This is a genomic window from Silvibacterium sp. (genome assembly GCF_047605705.1).
Taxonomy (GTDB): Bacteria; Acidobacteriota; Terriglobia; order Terriglobales; family Acidobacteriaceae; genus Silvibacterium.
Map to the genome: position 1 here is coordinate 47,928 of NZ_JASGFD010000014.1, position 14,618 is coordinate 62,545.

Annotated in this window: 10 protein-coding genes; 8 read left to right on the forward strand and 2 right to left on the reverse strand. The window is 61.5% G+C overall.

Features of this window, described 5'->3' with window-relative positions; genetic code table 11:
• The first annotated feature begins 104 nt into the window (after positions 1-104).
• From QM649_RS07205 to dnaN, 4 genes are all read left to right on the forward strand, one after another.
• Positions 105-1,415: an NCS2 family permease gene (locus QM649_RS07205; RefSeq protein WP_415198345.1), complete on the forward strand. Its 1,311-nt coding sequence runs from the start codon at positions 105-107 to the stop codon at positions 1,413-1,415.
• Positions 1,416-1,665: 250 nt separating this feature from the next.
• The gene (locus tag QM649_RS07210; RefSeq protein ID WP_415198346.1) at positions 1,666-2,412 is read left to right on the forward strand and encodes a DUF4397 domain-containing protein; all 747 of its coding nucleotides are present in this window, start codon (positions 1,666-1,668) and stop codon (positions 2,410-2,412) included.
• A 26-nt stretch (positions 2,413-2,438) separates the two neighbouring features.
• Positions 2,439-2,663: a hypothetical protein gene (locus QM649_RS07215; RefSeq protein ID WP_415198347.1), complete on the forward strand. Its 225-nt coding sequence runs from the start codon at positions 2,439-2,441 to the stop codon at positions 2,661-2,663.
• A gap of 475 nt (positions 2,664-3,138) precedes the next feature.
• Positions 3,139-4,332, forward strand: coding sequence for a DNA polymerase III subunit beta (gene dnaN / locus QM649_RS07220; protein WP_415198348.1), 1,194 nt, complete (start codon positions 3,139-3,141; stop codon positions 4,330-4,332).
• A 79-nt stretch (positions 4,333-4,411) separates the two neighbouring features.
• Here dnaN and QM649_RS07225 read toward each other — a convergent pair whose 3' ends face one another.
• Together QM649_RS07225 and QM649_RS07230 are read right to left on the reverse strand one after the other, a co-directional pair.
• Positions 4,412-4,726, reverse strand: coding sequence for a hypothetical protein (locus QM649_RS07225; protein ID WP_415198349.1), 315 nt, complete (start codon positions 4,724-4,726; stop codon positions 4,412-4,414).
• Positions 4,727-4,831: 105 nt separating this feature from the next.
• Positions 4,832-5,926, reverse strand: a complete 1,095-nt coding sequence (locus QM649_RS07230) for a YXWGXW repeat-containing protein (protein ID WP_415198350.1) — start codon at positions 5,924-5,926, stop codon at positions 4,832-4,834.
• A gap of 239 nt (positions 5,927-6,165) precedes the next feature.
• Between QM649_RS07230 and QM649_RS07235 the strand changes: the two genes are divergently transcribed.
• Genes QM649_RS07235 through QM649_RS07250 form a run of 4 tightly spaced genes read left to right on the forward strand, consistent with a single transcriptional unit; the run spans position 6,166 to position 14,618 of the window.
• Positions 6,166-6,522, forward strand: coding sequence for a PadR family transcriptional regulator (locus tag QM649_RS07235; RefSeq protein WP_415198387.1), 357 nt, complete (start codon positions 6,166-6,168; stop codon positions 6,520-6,522).
• A 45-nt stretch (positions 6,523-6,567) separates the two neighbouring features.
• A complete protein-coding gene (locus QM649_RS07240) occupies positions 6,568-9,237 on the forward strand; it encodes an ADOP family duplicated permease (protein ID WP_415198351.1) in 2,670 nt (889 codons plus the stop codon).
• 4 nt (positions 9,238-9,241) lie between these two features.
• Positions 9,242-11,923, forward strand: coding sequence for an ABC transporter permease (locus QM649_RS07245; RefSeq protein WP_415198352.1), 2,682 nt, complete (start codon positions 9,242-9,244; stop codon positions 11,921-11,923).
• Between the two features lie 22 nt (positions 11,924-11,945).
• Positions 11,946-14,618: an ADOP family duplicated permease gene (locus QM649_RS07250; RefSeq protein ID WP_415198353.1), complete on the forward strand. Its 2,673-nt coding sequence runs from the start codon at positions 11,946-11,948 to the stop codon at positions 14,616-14,618.

The window sequence follows — 14,618 nt, forward strand, 5'->3', positions numbered from 1 at the left end:
CGCTGCTCACGCTGCTCACGCTGGTCGGAATGACAGATCTTCAGGATAAGAATTCCGCATTGGATTTCCTCCCCGCTGTGTTCTGATGGGCCTTATTGAAGCCCATGCGCGCTGCTCTCGAACGCTATTTTGAGTTTTCCCGCCTGGGGACGAACTGGCGGACAGAGTTCTTTGCCGGTCTGACGACCTTCGTCACCATGGCGTACATCATCCTGGTGAACCCGGCGATTCTCGCCCAGGCGGGTATCCCGCTGCCCGCGGTGACCGCGGCCACCTGCCTCTCAGCGGCCTTCGGATGCCTGCTGATGGGCATCATCGCGCGCTACCCGGTGGCGCTCGCGCCGGGCATGGGACTAAACGCCTACTTCACTTACACGGTAGTCCTGAAGATGGGCGTCCCATGGCAGACGGCGCTGGGCGCGGTCTTCATCTCGGGCATCGCCTTCCTTCTGCTCACGGCGGTCGGCATCCGGCAGCTCATCCTGCGCAGCATTCCCAAGGAGCTGTACGCGGCGGTCGCTGGCGGCATCGGGCTATTCATTGCCTTTATCGGACTGCACAACGCAGGCATCATCACTGCGGCTCCGGCGACGCTGGTAACTCTGGGCAACGTGCGCGATCCGCAGACAGCGCTGGCATTGATCGGCGTTGTCGTGATCGGCGTACTGCAGGTGTGGCGGGTGCGCGGGGCTATCCTGATTGGCGTGCTGGCGATCACCATCGCCGCGGTACCCTTCCATCTCGTGCACTGGAAGGTGTCCTCATACAAACTCTCGGCGCTGACCCTGACCGCCTTTCGCCTCGATATCCGTTCGGCGCTGCACGTGGGACTGCTTGAGATCATCTTCGTCTTCTTCTTCGTGGACCTCTTCGACAACCTTGGCACGCTGGTGGCGGTGGCGAAGAAGGCCGAGCTGATCGAAAAAGACGGCTCGATTCCGCGGCTGAACCGCATCCTCTTTGCCGATGCGGCGGCGACGGTCCTGGGCTCGCTGACGGGGACCTCGACCGTGACCAGCTATGTGGAGTCTAGCGCGGGTGTGGCTGCGGGTGGACGCAGCGGCGTGACGGCCATTGTAACCGGGCTGCTCTTCCTGCTGGCGCTGGGAGCTGCGCCGCTGGTCGGCATCATACCTACGGCGGCGACGGCGCCCGCGCTCATCATCGTGGGCAGCCTGATGTTGGCGACGGTCACCGAGATCGAATGGACCGATCCCCTGGCCGCGATTCCCGCCTTCCTGACGCTGATCATGATCCCGCTCTCGGCCTCGATCGCGAACGGGCTGGGCTTCGGGGTTATCGCCTATGCCTGCGTCCATCTGCTCACGGGGCGTTTCCGCAAACAGGACTGGCTGCTTTACCTGCTGGCCGTGCTCTTCCTGGCGCGGTTCGTCTACATGGCCAACGCGGCTTAAGCACTCGGCAGAAGAAGTTACTTCGGTGCAAGGTTTGAGCTATGCCAGCACCTGCTCATGCGAGCGGAATCGGTTGATTTTGCTTGATTTTGATCGCGCACAAGGCTCTTCGCCTCATCCCCCAAGTTGGGAATATCTCTTCGCTGGAAACTTCGGTAACATAAGCGCGCAACCCCGAAATGCCGGTCCTTCCAAAGGCCAAAGGCTGCCGGGGAGGACTTTCTTTTCCGGGAGCTGGCGCGCGGTGCGGATGAGCAGAACAACGAGGCAGGCAGCAGCGGTGCTGGCGACAGTGGGCGCGATGGCGCTCGCCGGATGCGAATCGGTCCAGACAACCTCCCAGTCGACGCTGCTGCGCATGATCGATGCCAGCACAAACGCCCAGGGCGTGGACATGTACGTCAACGGCACGGAGATTGTCAGCAATCAGGGCGCACCCGGAATTTCGAACTACGGCGATGTGGCCTCGGGCTCGACGACGATCAAGGTCTATCCCACGGGCAAGACCACGCCCGTGGATGCGCAGGTGACGGGCACGCTGGCCGCAGGCGGGCAGTATTCTCTGCTGCTGACCGACAACGGTACAGGAGAGACGGCCACGCTGCTGACCGACCAGACAGCAACGGCTCCCTCCAGCGATTTTGCACTAAGAATTGTGCAGGAGGCCAGCGCCGTGGGCGGCGTGGACGTCTACCTGGTAACGCCGGGAACACTTTCCACCACGACTTCCACCTCCACCACTACGACCACCACTCTGGCTGACCTGACGCCGCTGGTGACCGACCTGGGAGCCGGTTCCACCATGGCGTATACGGATGAGCCAGCAGGAACCTACGAAATCGTGATCGAGCCGACAGGCGTGACCGACCTTACCAAGGCCTACACCATCAGCTCGACTACCTTTTCGAGCGGTGCGGTCCGCACGATGCTGGTGGCAAATGCCTCAGCCACCAGCACCTCCAAGATGACCACGGTGATTGCGGACGACGTGGATTAGGCCGCCAAATAGATGCACTGGAAGTAGTGCAATCCAAAAGAAATAGCCTTGCCGCCGCCTTAGGAATGGCGAGGCTGGATCCATCGCCCGGACCTGATTTTAGGTCCGGGCGATTTTTTTTGGATTTTTTGGGTTTGCTTTCCCGCGAAGCGGGGGAAATTTTTCCAAAGATCCCACAGGTGGCTGTGAAAGGTTCGGATAAGGCGTTTTCTGTGGAAGAAGTGGATATCCGCAACGTGCATGAAATCTGACGATTTGAGAGTTTTCCACGATACCCACAGGTTTTTCCACGCGATTTTCAAACTGGCCTGTGTGGAAGAAGGAAAACCCGGGGAGGGTGTGAAGGGTTTCCACCCGGTCTTCCCGCTTTTGCGAAATTTCCAGACGAGTTTTGGAAAACTTGTACCGAACCTATCTGCGTGCAGAAACGTGGTTTGGCCTGAATTTCCACTTTTCCTAGCCAATCTGCTGTTACTGCGGAGGAAATATCCCTAAAAACTCGTAGTACCCGTAGCCGTTTCCGGGCGGGCAGCGAGAAAGGCGGAATCCGCTGAAGGGCGGTTCGGGAAAGTGTCTGTATTTCCTGATTGAAAGCGAGTTTTCCACCGGGCGGTGAAAAGCGGTTTGTTACTAGAATGAAGCCGTGGCCAGCCCCATTTGGCAGAAGCTGCTTCGGCGGCATCCCTGGGTGGTGTAGAGTGGGCGCAATCGCAGAGGGGGTTCCGTATGTCAGGCGCAGCGACAGGACTGGGTATCGAGAGCGAAAATTCAGTGCCGGTGACCGGCCAGGGTGCCAATATGGAGATCAGCATCAGCCGTCAGGATCTGCTGCGGGAATTGACCGCGACGCAGAGCGTTGTTGAGCGCAAGACGACGATTCCGATCCTCTCGAACTTTCTGATCGAGGCCGACGAGGACCAGATCACCATCACGGCGACCGACCTGGACCAGAGCATGAAGACCTCATGCAAGGCCAAGGTGAAGAAGCCCGGTTCGTGCACCATCCCGGCGCGCAAGCTGTATGACTACATCAAGCTGCTCGGCGACGGCGACATCTCCATCAAACTGATGGACAACCATTGGGTGCAGATCCGCTCCGGCCGCTCGAACACCAAGATGGTGGGCATGGCGCGCGCAAACTTCCCCCAGGTGCCGGAGTTTCCGCAGACCGCGGCGACCAGCATCCCTGCCGCGTCGCTCAAGAACTGTATTGCCAAGACGATATTCGCCATCTCGAATGAGGAGTCGCGCTACACCTTGAATGGCGCGCTGATGATCCTCAAGGCCGAATCGCTGGCGATGGTTGCGACCGACGGACATCGTCTCTCTTTCATTGAAAAAGGCGGCGAAACCCTTTCGAATGTGTCGGGTGAGCGCAAGACTCTGATTCCGCGCAAGGCTCTTGCCGAGCTGCAGTCGCTGCTCTCGAACACGGAGGCTGAGACGATCGAGTTTGCCGAGGATGACCACACGCTCTTCTTCCGCGTAGGACACCGCGTGCTGACCAGTCGCAAGCTGACCGGGCAGTTTCCGAATTACGAAGCGGTGATGCCGCGCGAGAATACGAAGTTCGTGATCGTGCGCAGCGAAGACCTGATGGGCTCGATCCAGCGCGTGGCGCAATTTGCCGATGAGCGTTCGGGCGCGGTCAAGCTGCGGCTCGAGCAGAATGAGCTGAAGCTCTCGTCCTCGTCGACGGATTCGGGCGAATCGGAAGACGTCATCGAATCGCCGTATGCCTTCGATCCGCTGGTGGTGGGCTTCAATTCCTCCTACCTGATCGATTTTCTGCGGGCAATCGGTAACACGGGCGAGGTGCGGCTCGAGTTTAAGGATGCTCAGTCGGCAGGACAGATCCGGCCGGAAGATGCGGAAGACGAGTATCGCTACCGCTACATCATCATGCCGATGCGTATCTGATCGCACAGATCAGGCTTAAAGAACAAAACAATAGGCATCCAGCTTCTCCTGGATGCCTGTTTTCATTTCTGTCTCTGATTTACTTTTGCGGGGCAGCGGCTTTATTCGCCTGGTCGGCCTTTTCCTGCTCCTGTGTTGCCTTGTCCTGAGCTTCCTTGGCCTTTGCGGCGCTCTTTGCGGCCTTCGCGTTCTGCTTGGCTGCATTTTCTTCCGTCTTTTGCTGCTTCTTCTGCGCCTTGAGCTGGTCCTTGCTCATCGGCTGGGATTGGGATGACTGGGCCGGAGCGGCGGAGGTATCGCTGCTGGGTGGGGTGCTCTGCTGCGCGTGGCTCAGTGCAACGGTGAAGACGGACAGGCAGGCAATCTTGATAACGAGCGACTTCTTTGAAAACACGGGCTCTCTCCTCGATGTCGATAGGAAGTGAGATGCAGGAGAGATCGCGCGCGAACAGAAAGCCCCAGCTGGTGGCCGGGGCTTCTGGTTAGGACTGCGAGCGAGTTACTGGGGACGACGGTTCTCTTCAGGCCGCTGCTCCTGGGGTTTTGCCTGCTGTTGCGGCCGGGCCTGTTGCTGAGGCCGGGCAGCCGGCTGAGCGGGCCGAGCCTGCTGTTGTGCAGGTCTGGTTTGCTGTTGTGGCCGTTCCTGCGGCTGAGCGGGCCGCTGTGCTGGCCGGTTGGCTGTGCCTCCCGGTGCGGGGCGTTGTGTGCCGCCGCTTCCCGGAGCCGGATGGACAGCGCCACCCGGACGTTCATTCCCCGGCCGGTTGTTGTTGTTTCCAGGGGTGGGCCGGGCATTGTTGCCGGGCCGCGCTTCATTTCCTGGGCGTGCTGCATTTCCCGGCCGGTTTACTCCGGGATTGCCCCCAGGGCGCGCGCGGTTGAATTCGGCAGCGGAGTTGGCCGGGCGATCAAGCGCGGCAACGGCGGGTCGTCCGTGATTCTGTGAGGCCCAGTTGGCCTTGTTATCGCGGGCGAAACGCTCCTGGTTGCTCTGTGCGCCAGTGGGTCCGAAGCGGCGCTGCTGCTCGGCGCGCATCTGGTCGGCGTTGGGCCGTATCTGGATGCCGCCGCGTCCTCCGTTGAAGCTGACCCGGTTGTTGTTATTGTTCACGATGACCGTGCGGTCGATGTAGGTGTTGCGGATGATGGTGGTGTTCACCCGCACGATTGCGGTGTTGTAGCTGAAATAGCCGCCGTTCCAGCGTCCGCCGTAGAAGCCGGTGCCCGGATAGCCGAAGCCGTAGTTCACACCGCCGTAGAAGCCGACCGTCGGTCCCCAGTAGCCGGCGTGCCAGATGTAGGCGTTACTGCCCCATCCCCAGTAGCCGGGCGTCCAGAGCAGGCCGGGTGAAGGCGCGAGGACCCATGTTCCCGGCACCCAGTAGTAGCCGATGGGTCCCCAGGCCCAGTAGCCGGGTGTCCAGATGTAGTTCGGCTCTGGGCAGATGGGCTGCTCGTAGACGGGCAGCACGGGCGGCGCAATGGTGATCGAGATACCGATCTGCGCCTGTGCGGGCGCAGCATGCACGGCAAGAAGCCCGGCAGCAGAGAGTGCGAGGGCCGCGGTGCGGAGGAGACGGCGGAGGGTTTTCATGTGGGTATCCTTTTCGACTGCCTTCCGGTAAACACGGCTGCGGACAAATGGTCTCGCAGCTCGAAACAATGTGCAGCGAATGCTAAATCCTTGCTACGACGGGAGAACAGGGGACGGGCTGCGGGTAGCGATTACTCGGAGTTGGGCTGCGACGGAGTGGTTGCCTCCGGTGGTCGCAAAATTGTCACCTTGACAGCTTTCTTACCCCTTTTTAGTCTATGCCTACTATCACCATGCCTATGTTTTCGAAGAAGCGACCTTCCCGTGATCTTTTTCCTGGCGCACTCGAGATGATGATTCTCGAGTCGCTTCGGCGGCAGCCGGCGCATGGCTATGCGCTGGTGCAGCATATTCAGCAACGTTCGAACCAGATCCTGCAGGTCGAGGAGGGATCGCTGTACCCGGCTCTCCAGCGGCTCCTGAAAGACAAGCTGGTGAAGGCGGAGTGGGGCATCTCGTCGACCAACCGCCGGGTGCGGACCTACACCATTACCGCCGCAGGACTGAAACATCTGGAGCAGGAACGGACGAGCTTTGAACGGATGTTCGAAGGCATCGCGCTGGTTCTGGGTACAGTCGGCAACGCAAATTCGTAACTGTAACTGTGACAGTTTTTTTTAAGAAAGAGCAAGGGTGCGAGCATGAGCTGGTTCTCACGTATATTTCGCCGCCGCGGTATTTATGCCGATTATTCCGAAGAACTGCGTTCGCACCTGGAAGAACGCGCGGAGCAACTGATGCGTGATGATGGGATTTCTCGCGAAGAAGCGGAGCAGCGCGCACGCCGGGCTTTCGGCAATGCCACGCTGATCGAAGAGCGCGGGCGCGAGGCCTGGCAGTGGCCGGGCATCGAGAACCTGCTGCGCGACCTGAGCTACTCGGCGCGGCTGCTGCGCCGCACGCCGGGGTTTACGGCTGTTGCGCTGCTGACGCTGACGCTCGGCATCGGCGCGAATATGGCGGTCTTCAGCCTGCTGAATGGGCTGTTGCTGAAGCCGCTGCCGGTGCCGGAGGCGAATAGGCTGGTGCTTTTCAAGCTGAATGGCGACCAGCTCAAGTACAGCTTCTGCGCACCGTTGTTGCGGGCGCTGGAGAAGCGGCACGAGGTCTTCAGCGATGTGTTCGGTTTCTCAAAGCGTGATTTGAAATACCGTGACGGTTCGGCCACCGCGCGAGTGGAGAGCACGCTGGTGAGTGGACAGTTCTTCCACGCGATGGGTGTCGCGCCGGAGCTTGGCCGTACGCTGACTCCGAACGACGATCGCAAGGACGGTCACGAGAGTGGCTATCCGGCCGTTGTCAGCGATGGATTCTGGAAGACTCGCCTCGGGCAAGACCCTTATGTGCTGGGGCGGCACATGATTCTCAACGATGTGACATTCACGGTTGTGGGAGTGATGCCTGCTTCCTTCATCGGAGCGGATCCCTCGCAGCGGCCTGAGATCTATGTGCCGATTACCGCGGAATCGCTGATCGATGCGCCGTTCGATGGTATAACGGGTGGCGCTAGCACCTGGTGGATCCGCATGGGAGCGCGCCTGCAGCCGGGCGTGAGTTTCGCAAAGGCCGACGCGGCGATGGGCAGCATCTCGGCTTCGGCGATTGCTGAAGCCATTCCTGCGGACGTGATGATTTTCAAGTTGACGCGGAGTTCCATGCGCATCCTGATCGAGCCGGGCGCGGGTGGCTTCTCGATGCTCCGCACGGAATATCGTGCCCCTTTGATGATGATTTTCGCGCTGTGTCTGCTGGTGCTGGTGCTCGCCTGTGTGAACCTTGCAAGCCTGCTGCTGGCGCGCTCTACGGCGCGGGAACGTGAGATTGCGACACGGCTGGCGATCGGCGCATCACGCATGCGGCTTGTGCAGCAACTGATGGCAGACAGCCTTTTGCTGGCAGTGCTGGGAGGCGCGGCAGGGCTGGCTGTTGCACCGCTTGCTGGGCACTCCCTGGTGCATCTGTTTGCGCGAAAGGGCGTACATCTGGATGCAAGCCTGGATTGGCGTGTGGCGGCCTTCGCTGTGGGGTGTGCGCTGGTCTCCACGTTGCTCGTGGGGCTGCTTCCGGCCTTCCAGGCAACGGCAGGCGACCTGATGCAGCATATGAAAGACGGCGCCAAGGGTACTGGTAAGCGCGAGCGCAGCAGCCTGCTGCCCAAGGTGCTGCTGACCTTCGAGGTCGCGCTGGCGATGGTGCTGGTGACGGGCGCGGGCCTGCTGGGGACGAGCCTTTATCGCATGGTGCATACCGGGCTGGGATTCAATCCTCACAACCTGCTCGAGGTAACGTTGAGTGTCGATAAGCAGCCGCTCCAAGGAGCGTCGCTGATGCATCTCTATGACGAGATCTCGGCGAGGGTCGCTGTGCTCCCCGGGGTGCGGCATGTGGGCTATACCAACGTGCCTCCTCTCTCCGGCACCATGATGATGGGCACGAACCGCGCTCCCGGTGGCGGCGATCGTGATGACTATACGAATTCGATTGGGCCGGGATATTTTGCCGCGATGGGCACACGCATCCTCGAAGGACGCGACTTTCAAGCCGATGAACTAAACGGCAAGAACACGAATGTCCTGATCAATCAGACCGCGGCACAGATGTTTTTCCCGGGGCAGGATGCACTGGGCAAGATGCTGTTCTCAGGGACGGGTAAGAGTGAGAGCCATCAAACGATCGTCGGCTTGGTGGAAGACGCGAAGTATGCGCTCCTTAATGCACCGTCTCCTCCCATGGTGTACTCGCCGATCAATGCAGACGGCGCATTCAAGAAGCCTGACTTTACGCTAATGGTTCGCTACACGGGGCCGGTGGGTCCGCTGGCCGCAGCGATTCGCGATGTGCTCCGGTCCGTGGCTCCTGGAGTTCCGGTCGAGGAATTCAATTCGATGGAAGAGGTGGTGTCCGAGGCCTCGCAGGCACAGCGTGCAACAGCTACGCTCGCTGGCTTCTTCGGTGTGTGCGCGTTGCTGGTGACGGGTATCGGACTTTACGGCGTGCTGGCATATGCCACAGCGCGGCGGACGAGCGAGATTGGCATCCGCATGGCGCTGGGTGCGGCGCGAGGCAATGTCATCCGGCTGGTCTTCCAGGAGAATGCGTGGGTGGCGGGCGCAGGGTGCGTGGCTGGTCTGATTGCGGCCGTGCTTTCATCGAAGGCCATCGCGATATTCCTCTATGGCACCTCCGCGCGTGATCCATGGGTGCTGCTGGCGGCGCTCGCGGCGTTGTGCCTGATTGCCTTTTTCGCATCGCTGCTGCCGGCGCTGCGCGCGGCGAGCGTGGATCCGATGCGGGCGCTCAGGTCGGAGTAAGGCGATGAATATCTGGGGCCGGATCTTTGGAAGAAAGCGCATGGAACGCGAGCTCGCCGAAGAGATGCGGCTCCACGTGGAAGAGCGCGCCGAGCAGTTGATGCGGAGCGAAGGTCTTTCGCGCGAAGAGGCTGAGCTGCGTGCGCGGAGGGCCTTCGGGAACGCTGCGCTTACGGCGGAGCGCAGCCGCGAGCATTGGCAGTGGCCGCGCACGGAGCAATTGCTTGCCGATGTGAAGTATGCGCTGCGGCAGCTGGCGAAGTCTCCCGGCATTACGCTGGTTGCGGTGTTGACGCTGGCGCTCGGCATCGGCGCGAACACGGCGATCTTCACGCTGACGTGGAACATTGTGCTGCGCGGCCTGCCGGTGCGCGATCCCGGGCGGCTGGTGGTCTATGAGCTACGCAACGGCGATACCGTACACGGGCTGAGCGGTCCGCTCTATACACTGCTGCGCGCGCGCCAGAAGACCAGCACGGATATGCTGGCGTGGACCGACTACGCAAAGGTTCCGGTCTCCAGGAATGGGCAGACCAGCCTGGAGCGGCTGCAGCTGCTCACGGTCAACAGCTTCGGCATGCTGGGTCTCCAGCCTCAGCTGGGGCGTGCATTTTCCGCACAGGATGCGCAGAGGCCAGTCGCACTCGTGAGCGATGCCTACTGGCGCAGCCGCTTCGGCGCGCGCGAGGACGTGATCGGCAAGACGCTGAACGTAAGCGGACACGTGGTGACGATCGTAGGTGTGATGCCTGCGGTCTTCCAGGGGCTGACGGCAAACACGCACCCCGCAGTGTATGTTCCGTTCGATTTTGCCAACCAGCTTTGGGAGAAGGACGACACCACGAGAGTGTGGCCCGAGCACTTCGGCTTCTATGTGATGGGCAGGCTGAAGCCCAGCGCATCGCTGAGGCAGGCGCAGGCGGAGCTGGCGGCGCTCGAGCCGCAGCTTCGAAAGGATGCCGATCCTGCCGGAACCTATCTCGCGCAGTTCTTCAAAATGCTGCGGTTGGCAGTCGAGGACGGCAGCAGCGGCTTCTCCTGGATGAAGACGACGTACCGAAGCCCGCTGTTTGTGCTGGAGCTGCTGGTGGTCCTGCTCTTACTGTTGTGTTCGATCAACACCGCGCTGGTGATGCTGGCGCGCGTGAGTGGGCGGCAGCAGGAATATGCGCTTCGCATGGTGCTGGGAGCGCGGCGTGGGCGCATCGTGCAGCAGGTGCTGGTGGAGACGCTGCTGCTGATCGCTCCCGGGCTGGCTGGCGGGGTGCTGCCGGGCTGGCTTGGAGCCCACGCGCTGAGCGGCATGCTGTCGAGCAATGGCGGGCCGCAGGAACTGGCGCTGCGGCCGAACGCCGTGATCGTTGCGGTGAATGTGGGCGCCGCACTCCTGGTCGCACTGGGGGCAGGACTGATTCCTGCAGTGCGTGCCGCGGGCGCAGAGCCGGCGACAGAGACACAGATGACCAGCCGCACCGTATCCCGTGGACAAACCGGAGGATGGGCTATCCCATTGCAGGTGGCATTGAGCCTGTGCCTGCTGAGCACGGCGATGCTGTTGGGGCGCACGCTGATGCGGCTGACGATGGGCCATCCGGGATTCGTCTTCGAGAACACTGCGGCTGTGACGGTGGATCTTACACCGCTGCAACTGACCGACGTGCAGGGGAACGCATTTCTCCAGCGATTTGCGGCGGCGCTGGAGGCTCAGCCCGGAGTGCAATCCGTGGGATTCACAGGCATGCTGCCGCTGGCGAGCCACTACACAGTGAGCCGCACCTTCTCTCTGGATGGACATGGAGCGGTGCACAGCGACGGAAGTATGTTCTTCGCCAGCGTGACGCCGGGATACTTTGCGGCGGCAGGCACGCGGCTCCTCGAAGGAGAATCTCCAAAAATGCTGAGCGATGCGCGGGTCTGCGTATTGGGTGAATCTCTTGCCAGGTTCTTCTTTCCCGATGAGGACGCGCTTGGGCGGGTGGTGTACTTCGCGACGCAAGGCAAGCCGGATGGAACGGTGCTCGATCCGAAGGCATCGTGCCGCGTGGTGGGCGTTGCGGAAGATGCGAAATATGTATCGCTGCGTCGCCCGATGACGCCCGTGCTCTATGAGCTTTTTCGGCTCAATGCGTTGTCCGACTATGCGCCTTCGACGGATGCGGATCTGCTGGTGCGTGCGTCTTCGACGCAGCTGGCGCTGCAAGCCGTGCATCGCGCTGCGACGGACGTATTGCCAGCGACAGCAGTGGTGAATGCCAGAAGCTTTGCCGCACGCGCGGACGACGACCTGAGCCGCGAGCGCATGCTGGTGTGGCTCTCGGGAGGATTCTCCATGCTGGCGTTGCTGCTGACGGCGCTCGGTCTCTACGGATTGGTGATGCGTGCGGTGACGCTGCGTACGCGGGAGATCGGTATTCGTGTGGCTCTGGGCGCGCAGCGCGGGTCGATCCTGATTGCGCTGGGGCGTCGGACTGTGCTGGAAGTGCTGGCCGGGCTTGCGGCAGGCGCAGTGGGCGCGACGCTGCTGGGCCGTGCGATTGCGAGAATGCTCGCGACGCAGTCCCCGCTCGGCATGGGGCGCGCTCTGCTGGCGGCAGGGATGATCCTGCTGGTTGCGGTGCTGGCGCTGATTGTGCCTGGACTGCGGGCGCTACGCGTGGATCCGATGAGGGCTTTGCGTTCCGAATAATCCCATTGTTGCGGAGGTTGCGATGTTCAGGATTCCAGCTTTTCTGAAGCGCCGTTTTGTGGAAGAGGATCTTGCCGAAGAGATACGGCAGCATATGGAGGAACGCGGCGAGCAGCTTATGCGCGAGGAAGGCATGAGTCGCGAAGAGGCTGAGCTGCGCGCACGAAGAGCCTTCGGCAATGCCACGCTGGCAGCAGAACGCAGCCGCGAGGTATGGCAATGGAGGACGCTCGAAGAAATACTTGCCGATGTGAAGTATGCAGCGCGACAGATGCGCTCGTCACCGGGCTTTGCCGTGACGGTGGTCCTGTTGCTGGGGCTGGGCATCGGCGCAACGACAGCCGTCTTCAGCCTGGTGAACGCCGTTCTGCTCAAGCCGCTGCCGTACCCAGATACTGCCTCACTGGTGATCCCGTGGAATATTCCTCCTGCGGGTGTCGATGTAGGTGGTTTCGATGTGTATCCGTGGGGTCAGAATCACTTTCGCTGGATGGAGAAGGAACGGGCGACCTACAAGTACCTGTCGGCGTTCCAGGGAGCTCGTTTCAACCTTACGGGCAACGGTGATCCATTAACGCTTGAGGGCGCGCTGGTGACGTGGGAGTTCTTTCCCGCGCTTGGCGTAAAGCCGGAGCTGGGACGCACGTTCACGCAGCAGGAGGATACTCCCGGCAATGCGCGCGAGGTGGTGCTGAGCGATGCGGTGTGGCGCAGTCGCTTCGGCGGGGCTGCCTCGGTTGTCGGCAAGACCATCGCTCTGGACGGTGCGCCGTATACGGTCGTGGGTGTGATGCCGGCTGGGTTCGGTTTTCCTCGAGCCAGCGAGATGCCGGCTCTCTATGACTTCGGCGCCGAGAGTGAGCTATGGGTGCCGATGGCGATGCCCGCTGTGACTCCCCCGTACACTCCCTCCGAGCTGGCTTTTGTGGGGCGCCTGCAGCGCGGTGTGTCCGTGCCGCAGGCGCAGGCCGCGATGAATCTCTTCGCCGGGCGTATCGATCGCGCATGGCCGGTGATGAAGGGATGGTCGCAGTCGCGGGTGACACCGATGCAACAGCAGATAGCAGGCGATGCGCGCCGGCCATTGTTGCTGATTCTGGGCGCAGTGGGCGTGGTTCTTCTGGTGGTGTGCTTCAACATTGCAGGGCTGCTGCTGGCGCGGGGCATTGCGCGGAGCCGCGAGTTTACGCTGCGCACTGCATTGGGCGCAAGGCGGACGAGGCTGCTGAAGCAGATGCTTGTCGAAAGTCTGCTGCTCGCCTTCCTCGGTGGAGGGCTAGGTGTGGCTGTGGCCGCGCTGGGTATCGAGGCGATCAAGAGGCTCGGTCCGCAGCAGTTGCCGCGTCTTCATGAGGTCTCGCTCGATCTGCATGTGCTGAGCTTTGCAGCAGCTCTGACGCTGCTGACCGGGATCATCTTCGGATTCGCTCCTGCGCTGGGAGCGACGCGTGTGGATCTTGCAGGAGGGTTGAAGGACGGTGGCCAACGACAGGGTGCCGGCGCGAAGCAATCGCATCTGCGTGGCCTGTTGGTGGTCTCACAGATGGCGCTTGCGCTTGTGCTGGTCTTCTCGGCAGGCCTGCTGGTGCGGAGCTTTTCACTGCTGCTCGCGACCGATCCGGGTTTCCGGCCGGAGCATGTGCTGACTTTCTCGCTTTCGCTGCCGACGAGCGGTTATTCGGCTCGCGACGCGATCGCACGCTTCTACCAGAAGGCGCTGCCGCAGCTGCGCGCGGTGCCAGGTGTGCGCGCGCTCGGCATCACGGAGGCTGTGCCGATGGGTGGAGCAACGGAGTCGACGGTGATCCGCGTGGTGGGCAGGCCGGCTCCGAAGAAAGGCACGAGTTATCCGATCGTGAACTACACGATCGGCTCTCCGGAGCTGTTTGCCGCGATGGGTACGCCTCTGCTTGCGGGACGCGAGTTCCTGGACTCTGACACGCTTACGGCGCCGCAGGTAACGATCGTGAATCACGCGATGGCAGAGCATCTATGGCCGCACGAGAGTGCGTTGGGGAAACAGGTGATCGTGCCTTCGCAGCGCGTGCCGGCTACGGTCGTCGGCGTGGTTGCGGATGTGAAGCGTACCTCGCTGCGCGAAGTTCCTGAGCCGGAGATGTTCGAGCCTTATACGCAGAACGTGTGGCCGTCGATGGCGAGGATGCAGGTAGTGATTCGCACGCAGTCCGATCCAGCCTCGGTCATTGGTGGCATGCGCGTTGCGTTGCGCTCGCTCGACGCGGGGTTGCCGATGGCAAAGGTGACGACGCTCTCGACTCTCGAAAGCAGCGCTTCTGCGAGTGAAAGGTTCTCCATGCTGACGCTCGGCTTCTTTGGAGGGCTCGCGCTGCTGCTTGCAGCGGTAGGTATCTTCGGACTGGTGTCCTACTCGGTGACGCAGCAGACGCGCGAGATCGGTATCCGCATGGCGTTGGGCTCATCGCGTTCGGGTGTCTTTCAGATCATTCTGACGCGCATCCTGCGCCTTGCCGCCGTGGGCGCTGCGCTGGGTGTAGTCGCCGCACTGGGCGTGGGGCGCGTGTTGAGCAGCTATCTCTTTGGAGTGAAGGCTTACGATCCGGTGACGTTATGCACGGTCGTATTGCTGCTGACTGGAGCGTCGATACTGGCAGGCTTCCTGCCTGCGCGTCGCGCTGCGTCAATCGATCCGATGACAGCACTGCGAGCAGAGTAA

What these genes read in the sequence shown, in the direction of transcription:
- QM649_RS07205 (WP_415198345.1), top strand. Translation starts at nt 105, where the DNA reads ATGCGCGCTGCTCTCGAACGCTATTTTGAGTTTTCCCGCCTGGGGACG.
- QM649_RS07210 (WP_415198346.1), top strand. Translation starts at nt 1,666, where the DNA reads ATGAGCAGAACAACGAGGCAGGCAGCAGCGGTGCTGGCGACAGTGGGC.
- dnaN (WP_415198348.1), top strand. Translation starts at nt 3,139, where the DNA reads ATGTCAGGCGCAGCGACAGGACTGGGTATCGAGAGCGAAAATTCAGTG.
- QM649_RS07230 (WP_415198350.1), bottom strand. Translation starts at nt 5,926, where the DNA reads ATGAAAACCCTCCGCCGTCTCCTCCGCACCGCGGCCCTCGCACTCTCT.
- QM649_RS07235 (WP_415198387.1), top strand. Translation starts at nt 6,166, where the DNA reads ATGTTTTCGAAGAAGCGACCTTCCCGTGATCTTTTTCCTGGCGCACTC.
- QM649_RS07240 (WP_415198351.1), top strand. Translation starts at nt 6,568, where the DNA reads ATGAGCTGGTTCTCACGTATATTTCGCCGCCGCGGTATTTATGCCGAT.
- QM649_RS07245 (WP_415198352.1), top strand. Translation starts at nt 9,242, where the DNA reads ATGAATATCTGGGGCCGGATCTTTGGAAGAAAGCGCATGGAACGCGAG.
- QM649_RS07250 (WP_415198353.1), top strand. Translation starts at nt 11,946, where the DNA reads ATGTTCAGGATTCCAGCTTTTCTGAAGCGCCGTTTTGTGGAAGAGGAT.